The following is a 12,796-nucleotide window of genomic DNA, read 5'->3' on the forward strand; positions in this document are numbered from 1 at the left end:
TCGGACCCCCATCAGCCCAGGAAGTAGGACGCGCCCGCAGCGAGCAGCGCGAGCAGGAACGACCCGGCCAGCAGCTCGGGCACCCGGAACAGCCGCAGCTTGGCCAGGAACACCTCGGTCGTCGCCAGCGCCGCCCCCAGCACGGTGACCTTGACCGCGAACGCGACCACTCCGCCGAGAATCCCCAGGACGCTCAGCTCGGTGGCGATCCCGATGGGGAAGAACAGGTTGGCCAGCAGCCCGAGGTACACCGACAGCCGCATCGCCGAACCCAGCTCGATCAGCGCCAGATCCGGTCCCGCGTACTCGAGGACCATCGCCTCGTGCACCATCGTGAGCTCCAGATGCGTGGCCGGGTTGTCCACCGGCAGCCGCCCGGTCTCCGCGACGATCACGATCATGAGGGCGACGGCGGCCAGCAGGCTCGCCGAGGAGAGCACCTGCCCCGGGTCCTCCAGCGTCGCCGAGACGATCGCGGGCAGGTTGGTCGACCCGACCCGGACCGACAGCGCGAAGATCGCCACCAGCAGGGTGGGCTCCACCAGCGCCAGGATCGTCGTCTCCCGGCTGGCGCCCATCCCGCCGAACGCGGTGCCGGTGTCCAGGCCCGCCAGCGCCACCGCGACGGTGCCCAGCGCGAGCAGCGCCACCACGGCGAACAGATCCGCCACCGGGCCCACCGCAGAGGTGATGGTGACGAACGGGGCGACGACCGCGACCACGAGCGTCGTGGCCACCAGCAGCACGGGTGCGACCCGGAAGACCTCGGTGGTCCCCCGGGGGGTGATCCGCTGCTTGCGCATCAGCTTGCGCAGATCCCGCCACGGCTGGCCGATCCCGGCGCCCCTGCGGCCTTCCAGGCGCGCCCGGATCTGCCGCATCACGCCGAGCAGCAGCGGGGATCCGGCGAGGATCAGCAGCGGCTGCACGACACCGCCGACGAGGCCGAGCGGGGTCATCTCATCACCACCAGTGCGATCAGCAGCGCGCAGAGCGTGTAGAAGCCGTAGCCGAGGTAGCGGTGCACGCTGCCGGTTGCCAGCCGCCGTCCGGCCCGGCCCCAGCGGGCCACCGCGAGCAGCACCGGCTCATAGAACCGGCGTTCGATGCGGTCGGGTATCTGGCGGCGGTACTCCACGGCCTGCACGAGGTACCGCGACTCCTGGTAATGGGTCACGTCGACGTCCTGAACGGGTTGGACGACGTTGTCGAAGACCCGCTGCAGCGGTTCGGCGAACGACGTCGCGGTGTACTCCATCCGCGCCGACATCGGTCCCGCACCGCAGTCCCAGAGCCGGGCCTCCTGGCGCCGCGGTCGCGCCGCGGCGACCCGGAGCGCGACCACCACCAGCACAGCCGCCGCCAGCAGCGCGACGGTGAGCAGGAACGGGGAGAGGGTGCCGGTCACCTCCGCCAGCTCGATGGTCAGCGCACCGGTCGCGGGTGCCGTCTGCGTTCCCGCGATCCCGCCCGCGACGCGGCCGATGAGCGGCAGGGCCAGCCCTGGGACCAGCGCCAGCGCCACGCAGGCCACCCCGGCCAGCCCCATCCCGGCCAGCATGGTGGCCGGGCTCTCCGCCGCGTTCGCCGCGGCGTCGCTGCGGGGCCGGGCGAGGAACCCGACCCCGAAGGCCTTGACGAAGGTCGCCACGGCGAGTCCCGCGGTCAGCGCCACCGCGGCCACCGCCACCGGTAGCACGATCGACGTCGCGATCCCCGCGTTCGGCAGACCCTGGATGAGCGACTGGAGCAGCAGCCACTCGCTCACGAACGCGGTCCCCGGCGGCAGCGCCGAGGCGGCCAGTGCCCCGAGCCCGAACGCCGCCGTGGTGGCGGGCATGCCGCGCCGCAGCCCGCCGAGCGCGTCGAGGTCGCGGCTGCCGGTCGCGTGCAGCACCGAGCCCGCCGCCAGGAACAGCAGCGTCTTGAACGCGGCGTGGTTGCACACGTGCAGCAGCGCGGCCGCCATCGCCAGCGCCGCGAGCACGGTGTTCCCGGCCGAGGCGAACAGCCCGCTCGCGCCGACCCCGACGAGCACCAGACCCATGTTCTCGGTGGTCGAATAGCCCAGCAGCCGCTTCACATCGGTGGACATCGCGGCCTGCAGGATTCCGTAGACCGCCGACAGCGCGCCGAGCAGCAGCACCACCAGCCACCACCACCGGGCGCCGCCGCCGAGCAGGTCGAACCCGACCCGCACGATGCCGTAGACGCCCGCGTTGACCATGGCCGCCGACATCAGTGCCGAGACGTGACTGGGCGCCTCGGGGTGGGCCCTGGGCAACCAGGCGTGCAGCGGCAGGACGCCGGCCTTGGACCCGAAACCGACCAGGATCATGAGGAACACCAGGCCCGCGACCGCGGGTGACAGCGTCGCGGCGGCCGCCCGCAGCGCGGGGAAGGTGTCGTCGGCGGCCTGCGCGGTGAACACCAGCAGCCCGATGAGGATCGCCATGAAGCCGAGGTGGGTCATGATCGCGTACCAGCGCCCGGCCTCGCCCACCTGCGCCCGCCGCCGATGCTCGGTGAGTACCAGCAGCAGCGAGGTGAGGGCCATCAGCTCCCAGCACACCAGGAACGTCCCGACGCTCGCCGCGATCGGGACGATCAGCAGTGTCAGGACGAACAGCGGAAGCACGGCCTGCGGCGCGCGTCCGTCGGCGTGGTGGCGGGAGTAGCCGATCCCGTAGATCGCGGCGACCGCGGCAACCGCCCCGGCCACGGCGAGGAACAGGCCGCCGAGCGCGTCGACCTCGAGGAACACCCCGGCGATCGGCAGCAGTTCGGGTGCCGCCATCGACCAGGTCTGGCCGGTCATCGCCGCGATCCCGGCCAGCACACCGGCCGCGCCGGTGACCGCGCTGCCCAGCCCGACCGCCGCGGCGCGCGCCGGCCTCGGCACCAGCAGCCCCATCAGCGCACTCGCCACACCCGCCCCGGCGGCCGCGCCGAGGCCCAGAGCCACCAGGTTCATCGGCCGGTGAGGCTCCGCAGCGCGGCGACGATCGCCTCGGGACGGGGCGGGCAGCCGGAGATCTCGACGTCGACCGGTACGACGTCGCGCACCGCTCCGGCCACCCCGTACGAGCCCGCGAAGACTCCACAGTCGCGCGCGCAGTCACCCACGGCGACCACGACCTTGGGCTCGGGTGTCGCCTCGTAGGTCCGGCGCAGCGCCACCGCCATGTTCCGGGTCACGGGCCCGGTGACCAGCAGCGCATCGGCATGCCGGGGTGCGGCCACCAGCCGGGCGCCGTAGCGCTCGGCGTCGTAGACCGGGCCGAAGGCCGAGCCGATCTCCACCTCACACCCGTTGCATGAACCGGCGTCGACGTGCCGGATCTGCACCGAGCCGGCCAGCTCCGCCACGGCCGGTCCCGCCGCGGCGTCGGGCGGTGGGGGAGCTGGCTCCGCCACGCGTCCGGTCCGGCGGATCTTCCGCCACAGGCTCAGCACCACACACGCTCCGAACTCGTTCCTCGTCAATACGGTCGCCCCGGTGAGGGGAAGGACCGACCGTGGCTCAGCGCCCCGGTTCGCGTATTCGTCGCTCCGACGGCGCCGCCGTGAGCGGTGGCGTGCCGCGGAGGTCCTCCAGCAGCTCCACCTGCCCGGACAGCATCCCGCTCAGGATCGAGCGGGCAACCGCCAGCAACTCGGCCACCTGCGGGCTGGTCAAGGAGTAGTGGACGGCCGATCCCTCCTTGCGCGACACGACAAGCCCGGCCCGTCTCAGCACGGCAAGCTGCTGGGACAGGTTCGCCGCCTCGATCTCCACCTCCGTCAACAGCTCCGACACCGCATGCTCTCGCTGGCTCAGCAGCTCCAGCACCCGGATTCGGACCGGATGGCCCAACGTCTTGAAGAACTCGGCCTTCAGCTGGTAGAGCGGTTCGCTCAACGCCACTGACACTCCCCGGGACCGATGTGTGTCACACCTGCGGTCCCTCCGGCCATCGCTCGCTCCTCGTCGTTTCGTCCGGGGCGGCGACTGCCGATCGGAGAGCAGGCCGGGCTGGACCCGCGGATTCCGCCGACCAACCCTTGCAGACCTTAGCAAGTCGTTAAGTCAGTGCCTCGCGGGGTGGTCAGTCGATGCCACCGCGTTTGATCAACTGGTCGGTGATGATGTTGCGCTGGATCTCGTTCGTGCCCTCGCCGACGATCATGAGGGGGGCGTCGCGGAAGTAGCGTTCGACGTCGAACTCGCATGAGTAGCCGTAGCCCCCGTGGATGCGAATGGCGTTGAGGGCGATGGTCATCGCGCTTTCGGAGGCGAAGAGCTTCGCCATTCCGGCCTCCATATCGGCGCGCCGGCCGGTGTCGTATCGGCGGGCGGCGTGGAGGGTGAGCTGGCGGGCGGCGGTGAGGGTGGTGGCCATGTCGGCGAGGTAGTTGCTGATGGACTGGTGCCGCCAGATCGGCTTGCCGAAGGCCTCGCGCTGCTGGGCGTAGCGCAGGGCGTCGTCGAGGGCGGCCTGGCCGACGCCGAGGGCCCTGGCGGCGACCTGGATACGGCCGGTTTCCAGGCCTTTCATCATCTGCCCGAAGCCGCGGCCCTCGACGCCACCAAGCAGACAGGTGGTGGGGACGCGGTAGTCGTCGAAGGTGAGCTCACAGCTCTCGACGCCCTTGTAGCCGAGTTTCGACAGGTCCTTGGAGATCGTGAGCCCGGGGCCGTGTTCGACGAGAAGAATGGAGATTCCCCGGTGTTTCGGGGTGGCGGCGGGATCGGTTTTGCACAGCAGCGCGATGAGCCCGCAGCGGCGGGCGTTCGTGATCCAGGTCTTGGCGCCGTTGATGCGGTAGTGGTCGCCGTCGCGGCGGGCGACGGTCGTGATGGCCTGCAGGTCGGAGCCCCCGCCGGGTTCGGTGAGGGCCATCGTGGCACGGACCTCGCCGGTGGCCATCCGGGGAAGCCAGCGGTCCCGCTGCTCGGCGGTGCCGAAGGCGAGCAGGAGCTTGGCGACGACGGTGTGGCCGCCCATGGCACCGGCCAGGCTCATCCAGCCGCGGGCGAGCTCGGCGGTGACCAGGGCATAACACGGCATCGAGACCGGTGCCTCGCCCCATGGCGGCGGGATGGCCAGGCCGAAGATCCCCAGCTGTTTCATCTGCTCGATGAGCTTCTCGGGGTAGGTGTCGCTGTGCTCGAGCTCGCGGACGACGGGACGGACCTCGCGATCGACGAACTCGCGCACCGTCGCGACGACGGCCTGCTCCTCGGTGCTCAGAACGCTCACGATCGGACCTTTCCGCAGTCGGTTCCCCCGCGAATATAGGAACGACAAGCCGTCGCGGGGAGTGGTCGATGGCATCTAACCTGTGCGGATGCCGACGGGGGACTTGCTGTCGGATCCGGAGCGGTTGGCTGCGGTCGACCAGGCGCTACCGATCGCTCAGGCGGACCGCGCCGCACTGGACCGGCTGGCCAAGCTGGCCGCACTCGTGCTCGACGCCCCGGTCGGGGTTGTCACGCTCATCGCGACGGCGCAGCAGTACCTCGTCGGTCTCACGGGCCTGCGTGAGCCGTACGCGACCCTGCGGCGGATGCCGGTCGGGACCGGATACTGCCCGGCGACCTTGCTGGCCGGGGGGCCGCGCTATATCGAGGACGCCGCCAAGGACCCCGAGCTGAGCGGGTCGTCCGGACATGCCGAGCTCGGGTTCGTCGCCTATGCGGGCGTCCCGCTGCGCGATGCCGCCGGGCATCTGATCGGCACGCTGTGCGTGGCCGATACCCGCGCCCGGCGCTGGCGGCCGGTGGACCGCCGGGCACTGGAGGCGCTGGCCGAGTCGGTGGTCAGCGAACTGGCGCTGCACGGGGACATCGATCGGCGGCAGCGGCTGCTCAAGGCGTTCGACAACGCTCCGGCCGCAATCGCGGTGACCCACGGACCCGATCACGTGCTGGAGTACCGCAACCCGGCCTATCGGACGATCTTCGGCGAGCGGCCGCCGGCGGGCCTGCCGATCGCGGTCGCCCACCCCTGGCTCTCGGGCCCCTTCCGCACGGTGCTGGACCAGGTCCTGGCCACCGGGGAGACGTTCTCGGCGACCGATGTGTCGGTGACCCTCGTCTGGCCCGGTGAGCAGCGTCCGCGGCAGCGGTTCTTCGACTGCTCCGCGATCGATCGTGACCTGGGTCTGCGCCGCGGCTCGGGTGTCGGTCGGGTCAGCGCGGCCGACCGCGGCCTGCTCGTGGTCGCGGTCGAGGTCACCGACCGCGTCGAGGCGGTCCGCGACCTGCAGCGGCGCGCCCGGCATCAGGAGCTGCTGGCGCGGGCCAGCGCAACCCTGAACCGGAACCTGGATACGGCCGCGGAGTTGCGCGAGCTCGCCAGAGTCGCGGTGCCGGAGCTGGCCGACCTGTCGATCGTCCACCGGCTGGCCCGCCCGGTTCCTCCGGGGCGGATGCCGCCCCTGCCTGTGTTCACCGACCGGGTGGCGGCCGCGGCCATCCCCGGGATCGAGCTGCCGCCCCTCGCGACACATGTGCGATGGACCGGCGATGGAAACCCGATCATCGAAACGATCCAGGAGGGACGGATGTTGCGCCGTCCCATCGCCACCCCCGCCGTGCCGCGGTGGTCGCTGCCCCCGAGCGCGGCGGCCACGATCCACAGCGGGCTGAACTACGTGGTGGCCGCCCCGGTGATCGTGGACGGGCTGGTGGCCGCGATCGTGGTGTTCGGGGTGTGCCATGACCGGCCGCTGTGGACCGACGACGAGCTCGGCGCCCTCGGCGAGATCGCCCGCTTCGCGGGAAGGGCGCTGGAACACGGGCTCTCCTACGAGCGCACCCGCGCCTCCGCGCTGGTCCTGCAACGCAGCCTGCTCACCGACCCGCCCGAGGTGCCCGGCCTCGAGCTGTCCGCCCGCTACCAGCCCGCCGGTCACGACGAGGTGGGCGGGGACTGGTACGACGCGTTCCCGCTCGGCTCCGACAACGGGCTGGCGGTGGTGATCGGCGACGTCGTCGGCCACGACATCACCGCCGCGGCGGCCATGGGCCAGCTGCGGGCCAGCCTGCGCACGCTGGCCCTGGACCGGGCCGACGGACCTGCCGGTGTCCTCGACCGGCTCGGTGTGATCAACGACCGGCTGCGCATCACCCAGTTCGCGACCCTCGTCCATGCCGAGCTCAGCCAAGCCGGTGACGGATGGCGGATGCGCTGGGCCGTCGCCGGACATCCGCCCCCGTTCTTGGTCACGCCGGGGGCGCGGCCGCGGCTGCTAACCGAGGCCACGGGCATGGCCCTGGTCGCGGGCCTGGCCCGGCCCCGGACCGAGGCCGAGACCGCGCTGCCGCCGGGGTCGACGTTGCTGCTCTACACCGACGGGCTCGTCGAACGGCCCGATACCGACCTGTACCGCAGCATCGTCGCGCTCGAGGTGCGCGCTGCCGCCGCGATGGAGCTCCCGATCGAGAAACTGTGCGACGAGCTGCTGCGTGGCGCGCCGACCACCGACGACGTCGCACTGCTCGCCATCCGCGTCCCGGGGTGACGTGCCGGCCCCATGACGCGCCCTCAACGTTATGGCTCCCATGAGGCGCAGAGCGGTGGGGCGGATTGAACGTTATGGCTCCATGACGCGCTGACGGCCCGCTGCTACTTGGTGCCGGCAGGTTTGGGCGGGCGCGGACGGGGCCCGAGCCGCCACCAGCGACCGCCGCCGCCACCACCGTCGTCCCCGTCGGTGTCGTCCTGCTCGGGGCCGGCGTCGACCCAGATCGTGACCGGATCACCGGGGTTGACCTGGGTACCCGCGGTGGGTCGCTGGGCCACGACCGCACCGTGTCGGGCCGGGGGCGTGTCGGGGTCGGGGTTGACCGCGATGACACCGGCGTCCAGGGAGAGCTGATGCGCCTCGCGCACGTCCAGCCCGACCAGTGCCGGGACCAGCACATGCCGGGGCTCCTTCATGTCAGTCAGGGTAGTGACCGACCAGCCGCGGCGATGTCCGCGCAGGCTCAGCGATGGGGATCGGCGACGGGCCTGACCCTCGCTGCGGACGGCGTCGGGTAGGGGATCGGAGGCAGCGCGGCGATGCTCCGGGCCAGCCGGTGCGCGGCGCCGGCCACCTGCCGAGGGAGGCATTCGGGATTCTCGGCGAGTGCCAGGCTCAGGGTCTCGAGGAGCCGGCAGGTCGCCTGCGCGGTGCGCTCGTCGTGCGCCGGGAGATGCAGCTGGCGGCGGGTGTGGCGGCGCAGCAGATGGGAGGCCTGGAGGCAGGCCTGGGCGAGATCGGAGGTGGCGGGGGCGGGATGCATCGCTTCTCCTCACCTGCTCCCCGGTCCGGCGGTCGGATCGGCACGACCGGGGAGGTCTGCTCCGCTCAACGCCGGTGATCTACGCCGGGAGTTGTTGAATTTCTGTGCCAGCTATCTTAGCTATACGTCGTGTCCGACGTCACCTCCACGTCCGGCGGGCCGGGTCGCGGAATAGCGGGTACCTGGCGGATCCCGGCGGCCGACTTCCTTCTCGTGGAGAGCCGATAGGCGGCGTTATTCTCGCGGTGTGACGTGGGGTACCCGAGATCCGCGCCGCGCCGAGAGGAGCAGCAGTGGGTGTGCGTGACCTGGACGACGAGGACCACCCGGGCTGGTCGATGGGCCGGGCCGTGGAGCTGTTCGGGGTCGAGCCGGCATTCCTGCGCAGCCCCGACGCGGCCGACGTGCCGGCTGCGGCCGGCTGAGCGGACGCGGTGACCCGCGATGACACCCATGGCCGAGATGCGAGTGGTCGGAGTCGGATCCGGTTCCACGGTTGCCCAGCGGGTGCTCGTGCTGGGCACCCGGCAGCACGATCTGGCACCGGATCGCTACCTGGTGCTGTGGATCGGCGAGGCCGAGGCGGCGGCCATCGAGATGGAGCAGCGGCGGGTGACCCCGCCCCGGCCCGCGACACATCAGCTGATCGCCCAGGTGATCATGGCGCTGGGCCATGAGCTGGCCGAGGTACGGGTCGTGGCGCTGTGTGACGAGGTGTTCCACGCCGAACTTGCGATGCGGTCGGGAGCGGTGGTCTCCGCGCGACCCAGCGATGCGGTCGCGATCGCGCTGCACAGCCGGGTGCCGATCATGGCGACGCGGGAACTGCTCGACCAGGCCGCCGTGCCCAGCCTGGCCGGCATCACCCTGGTGCGCGCGTCGCCGCCCGCGCCATCCGAGCCGCGACGGCAGGCCGCGACCGAGGAACAGGAGATCGAGCGCTTCCGCAGCTTCCTCGAATCGGTTCGGCCCGAGGACTTCGATCCCTCCTGAGCCGCACGGGCGGACGGTCAGTCCGCGACGACCGCCGGTCGCCGATCGGACCAGGGCATCGCCCGCTCCAGATCCGCCGCCAGCGCGAGCAGGGTCGCCTCCCCGGCGAGCCCGGCACCCAGTTGCACGCCGATCGGCCAGCCCTCGGCCGAGGAGCCGAGCGGCAGCGAGATCGCCGGCATGCCCGTCACGTTCGACACCGCGGTGAACCCGGCGAAGCTGAAGATGCGGTCGTACCAGCCGCGAGCGTCCAATCCCGAGGCGTTCGCGTCGAGGTGGCCCAGCGGGGTGTTCGGCGCGCACGTCGTCGGGGTGAGCAGCACGTCGTGCTCGGTGAAGAACGCCGCGACCGCGCGGGTCGTCGCGTTGAACACCCGGTCCGCCGCGTACAGGTCCGCGGCGCGCAGCGTTCGGCCGTGCTCCGCGCAGGCAAGCGTGGTCGCCTCCAGGGTGTCCGGGCCGGGCGTGACGCCCACCGCGGTGGCGAGCTGATCCACCGCGTCGGCGAGGAAGCTGGTCCACGCCACCAGGTTGGCGTCGTCGAAGGCCGCGGCGTCGATCGTCGGGGCGGCCTCGACGACGGTGTGCCCCATCGACTCCAGCTGCTCGGCGACCCCGCGCACAGCCGCCACGCACTGCGGGTCGACCGAACCCGGGCCCGACGACGGCGTGGTACTCACCGCGATCCGCAGCGGGCGGCTGCCGGCTCGTACCTCCTCGGCGAACGGACGCTCCGGGGCCGGCAGCAGATAGCGGTCGCCGGGCTGGGCGCCGTGCACCGCGTCGAGCAGCCGCGCGCAGTCGCGCACCGTGCGGGTCACGGCGAACTCGATCGCCAACCCGAGCAGCAGGTCGCCGTAGTCCGGGCCGGGCGTCGTCCGCCCCCGGGTCGGCTTGAGCCCGACCAGTCCGCAGCATCCCGCCGGGATCCGGATCGAGCCGCCGCCGTCGTTGGCGTGCGCCATGGGCAGCGCCCGCGAGGCGACCAGGGCCGCCGAGCCACCGCTGGATCCGCCCGGGCTGCGCGTGGTGTCCCAGGGGTTGCGCACCGGTCCGGTGGCCACCGGCTCGGTGCTGGCGTTGAAACCCAGTTCGGGAGTCGCGGTGAGCCCCATCGTCGCCAGCCCCGCTGCCCGGAACTGGGCCATCAGGTAGCTGTCGCCCGGCATCGCGACCCCGTCGCCCAGCAGCCGGCTCCCGGCCCGCTGCGGGATACCGTCGGCGTGCAGGACGAGGTCCTTGATCGCGAACGGCACACCGGCGAACGGACCGTCCGCGGAGTACGCCAGTGGTTCGGCGAACCGCTCACCGACCAGGGCGTTGAGCTCGGGCTGCACCGCATCGAGCGCGGCGGCCGCCGCCTCCGCGACCTCATCGGGCTTGACCGCACCCTCGCGGATCAGCTCCGCCAATGCCGTCGCGTCGTGCGACACGTACTCGTCGACCCGCATGGGTTCCTCCCTCAGCTGAACGCCCGGCGCGGTGACGGTCGGTATCCGGGCGCGGGCAGCCATCGGCAGATCGACCGATGTCCGAACGCCGGATCCACGCTCGGTTCGCCCACCGTAACGTGGCGGGGGTGATGTCGCACACATCCTCGCCGTCCAGTTCGGCGATGCCCACCCGGTCGCGCCCGGCAGGCCGGTGCCGGGCGGGCAGGGCGACGACCCGCTCCTCGTCGAACACCTCGTCGAATTGCAGCGGCGCGTGTCGGACCTCGACTTTTGCGGTTACGCGCCTGCCTGCGCCCATGCCAGGTGCACCTCCCGGATTTCCTCTTCGGGTCTGGCGTCTCGCACGGTGGCGTTCGTCTGGCCGTACACCTACACCGCGGAGCGCGCGGCCGAACTGCTCGCCCCCGAACTGGCCAGGGGGCCTGCCGTGACCGGCGGCGTCGCTCAGGTGACGGGGCGGCGATCTGACCGCAGGGCCCGCCGGGCCCTGCGCTTGATCAGCCTGCGTTCCAGTCGACCAGTTGCACGATCACACCGTTGGGGTCGCGTACCTGGAACGCTCGCTCGCCCCATTCCTCGCTGGTCAGCGGCATCGTGATGGCGACGCCCTCGGTCTGCAGCCGGGTCAGCTCGCCCTCGAGATCGTCGACCGTGAACGCCAGGATCAGCCCGGAGGCGTGGTCGTCGCGCTGGTCGGCGGGCAGGGTGGAAAGGCCGCGACGCAGGAAGACGACGTTCATCCCGGCGTCGTCGCGGGTGAGCGAGGCGAAGCCGGGCGCGGCCATCTCGGTGCGGAAGCCGAAGTGATCAACCAGGAAGGCGGTGGAGGCCTCGACGTCCTCCACATTCAGCGAGACGGCGGATGCGGTGATCTTCATGCGGTGCTCTCTTCCATCGTACTTAGTACATTGTACACTGTACGCTAAACGCTGCGCCACAATGGTCCCTGTGTCAAGTGACCGCAGCAGCGCCGGTGACCCGGACCGGACCCTCTCCCTGCTGTGGCGCGACGCCTCCGCCATCCCCCGCCGCGGACCGCGGCAGGGACTGGGCATCGACGTGGTCGTCGGCGCGGCGACGCGGCTGGCCGACGCCGAGGGGCTGGCGGCGGTCACGATGCGACGGGTGGCGCAGGCCCTCGGCGTCGCGCCGATGACGCTCTACACCTACGTGCCCGGAAAGGCCGAGCTACTCGACCTCATGCTCGACGCCGCCTACGCCGCGATGCCGCGCACCGACACCGCGGGCCGACCGTGGCGGGAGCGGGTCGTCGCGATCGCCGAGGAGAACCGAGCCCTGTTCGAGGCGCACCCGTGGGCGGCCACGATCTCCACCTGCCGTCCGCCGCTGGGGCCGGGGCAGATGGCCAAGTACGAGCACGAGTTGCGGGCGCTCGACGGGCTCGGCCTCTCCGACGTCGACATCGACGCCGCGCTGGCGCACCTGCTCGGCTTCGTCCGCCTGCACGCCCGCGACGCGGCCGACGCCCGCGCCGCCCAGCGGGACAGCGCGATGGACGACGAGCAGTGGTGGGCGCTCAATGCTCCGCTGCTGGGCCGAGTGTTCGATGAGGCCGTGTACCCGACGGCCGCCCGGGTCGGGGCGGCGGCCGGCGCCGCCCACGGCAGCACCTGGAGCCCCGACCACGCCTGGGAGTTCGGGTTGCGCACGGTGCTCGACGGGCTGGCGGCACTGGTGGAGCGGCCCTGACAGCCCATCCGATCTGGGCCGGCGGTCCGGAACTGCGCGATATCTCGCCGGGGACCAGCTGTCCGCCGGGCTGCCGAGGTGCTCGGAAATCCGCTTCATGACCTCGTTCGGGCCGTCGACCTCGGGTAGCCCGCGCAGCACCGACACGAGGTCCTCGCCGGCCCCGTTGCGCTGAGCGAGGTCGGCGAGTTGTGGACCGGTCATCGGGTAGTCCGCACCGTGGAGGTAGCGCTGCACCTCGGTCACCTGGAACGACGTGTCCGCGGGCTACCCCGTGCAGGCCGGATACACCTCGGCTCGGCTGCGGATCGTCCGCGTGTGGTCCAGGCTGGACGGATCGGTTCCGAGTCCGGGTACCAAGGAG

The 12,796-nt window shown here is 71.9% G+C and carries 13 protein-coding genes and 1 pseudogene; 4 read left to right on the forward strand and 10 right to left on the reverse strand.

Annotation, left to right across the window (positions count from 1 at the left end; genetic code table 11):
* Positions 1-11: 11 nt before the first annotated feature.
* The 5 genes from G567_RS0106435 to G567_RS0106455 all read right to left on the reverse strand — a co-directional run bounded on the left by G567_RS0106435 (position 12) and on the right by G567_RS0106455 (position 5,243).
* A complete protein-coding gene (locus G567_RS0106435) occupies positions 12-959 on the reverse strand; it encodes a respiratory chain complex I subunit 1 family protein (RefSeq protein ID WP_028929337.1) in 948 nt (315 codons plus the stop codon).
* Positions 956-2,974, reverse strand: coding sequence for a proton-conducting transporter transmembrane domain-containing protein (locus G567_RS36585; RefSeq protein ID WP_028929338.1), 2,019 nt, complete (start codon positions 2,972-2,974; stop codon positions 956-958). Before G567_RS36585 ends, G567_RS0106435 begins: the two co-directional genes overlap by 4 nt.
* Positions 2,971-3,459 (reverse strand): NADH-quinone oxidoreductase subunit B family protein, encoded by a 489-nt coding sequence (locus tag G567_RS0106445; RefSeq protein ID WP_245585563.1) that lies wholly within the window; start codon positions 3,457-3,459, stop codon positions 2,971-2,973. The genes G567_RS36585 and G567_RS0106445 overlap by 4 nt, the downstream gene beginning before the upstream one ends.
* Before the next feature lie 64 nt (positions 3,460-3,523).
* Complete coding sequence (locus tag G567_RS0106450) at positions 3,524-3,901, reverse strand: ArsR/SmtB family transcription factor (protein WP_028929340.1); 378 nt, start codon at positions 3,899-3,901, stop codon at positions 3,524-3,526.
* Positions 3,902-4,088: 187 nt separating this feature from the next.
* A complete protein-coding gene (locus tag G567_RS0106455; protein WP_028929341.1) occupies positions 4,089-5,243 on the reverse strand; it encodes an acyl-CoA dehydrogenase family protein in 1,155 nt (384 codons plus the stop codon).
* An 88-nt stretch (positions 5,244-5,331) separates the two neighbouring features.
* Between G567_RS0106455 and G567_RS0106460 the strand changes: the two genes are divergently transcribed.
* Positions 5,332-7,509: a SpoIIE family protein phosphatase gene (locus G567_RS0106460; RefSeq protein WP_147200943.1), complete on the forward strand. Its 2,178-nt coding sequence runs from the start codon at positions 5,332-5,334 to the stop codon at positions 7,507-7,509.
* 104 nt (positions 7,510-7,613) lie between these two features.
* Here G567_RS0106460 and G567_RS34765 read toward each other — a convergent pair whose 3' ends face one another.
* The gene (locus G567_RS34765) at positions 7,614-7,928 is read right to left on the reverse strand and encodes a PASTA domain-containing protein (RefSeq protein ID WP_161631675.1); all 315 of its coding nucleotides are present in this window, start codon (positions 7,926-7,928) and stop codon (positions 7,614-7,616) included.
* A 47-nt stretch (positions 7,929-7,975) separates the two neighbouring features.
* A complete protein-coding gene (locus tag G567_RS34770; RefSeq protein WP_028929344.1) occupies positions 7,976-8,275 on the reverse strand; it encodes a hypothetical protein in 300 nt (99 codons plus the stop codon).
* A 293-nt stretch (positions 8,276-8,568) separates the two neighbouring features.
* Between G567_RS34770 and G567_RS36590 the strand changes: the two genes are divergently transcribed.
* Both G567_RS36590 and G567_RS0106480 read left to right on the forward strand, forming a co-directional pair.
* The gene (locus tag G567_RS36590; RefSeq protein ID WP_261763818.1) at positions 8,569-8,700 is read left to right on the forward strand and encodes a hypothetical protein; all 132 of its coding nucleotides are present in this window, start codon (positions 8,569-8,571) and stop codon (positions 8,698-8,700) included.
* 28 nt (positions 8,701-8,728) lie between these two features.
* Positions 8,729-9,268 carry a bifunctional nuclease family protein gene (locus tag G567_RS0106480; protein WP_028929345.1) on the forward strand — a complete coding sequence of 180 codons (540 nt, stop codon included), beginning with the start codon at positions 8,729-8,731 and terminating at the stop codon, positions 9,266-9,268.
* A gap of 17 nt (positions 9,269-9,285) precedes the next feature.
* On the opposite strand, the gene G567_RS0106485 is transcribed toward G567_RS0106480, so the two are convergent.
* Together G567_RS0106485 and G567_RS0106490 are read right to left on the reverse strand one after the other, a co-directional pair.
* Positions 9,286-10,719, reverse strand: a complete 1,434-nt coding sequence (locus G567_RS0106485) for an amidase (RefSeq protein WP_028929346.1) — start codon at positions 10,717-10,719, stop codon at positions 9,286-9,288.
* Between the two features lie 500 nt (positions 10,720-11,219).
* Positions 11,220-11,600: a VOC family protein gene (locus G567_RS0106490; RefSeq protein ID WP_028929347.1), complete on the reverse strand. Its 381-nt coding sequence runs from the start codon at positions 11,598-11,600 to the stop codon at positions 11,220-11,222.
* Between the two features lie 61 nt (positions 11,601-11,661).
* Between G567_RS0106490 and G567_RS0106495 the strand changes: the two genes are divergently transcribed.
* Entirely contained in the window at positions 11,662-12,432 is a 771-nt protein-coding gene (locus G567_RS0106495; RefSeq protein ID WP_186814185.1) for a TetR/AcrR family transcriptional regulator, read from the forward strand.
* Between the two features lie 108 nt (positions 12,433-12,540).
* Here the strand turns inward: G567_RS0106495 and G567_RS36595 are convergent.
* Positions 12,541-12,678 (reverse strand): annotated as a pseudogene (locus G567_RS36595) (DUF2795 domain-containing protein); the annotation flags it as partial.
* Between the last annotated feature and the right edge of the window lie 118 nt (positions 12,679-12,796).

This window comes from Pseudonocardia asaccharolytica DSM 44247 = NBRC 16224 (assembly GCF_000423625.1).
GTDB classification, from domain to species: Bacteria; Actinomycetota; Actinomycetes; order Mycobacteriales; family Pseudonocardiaceae; genus Pseudonocardia; species Pseudonocardia asaccharolytica.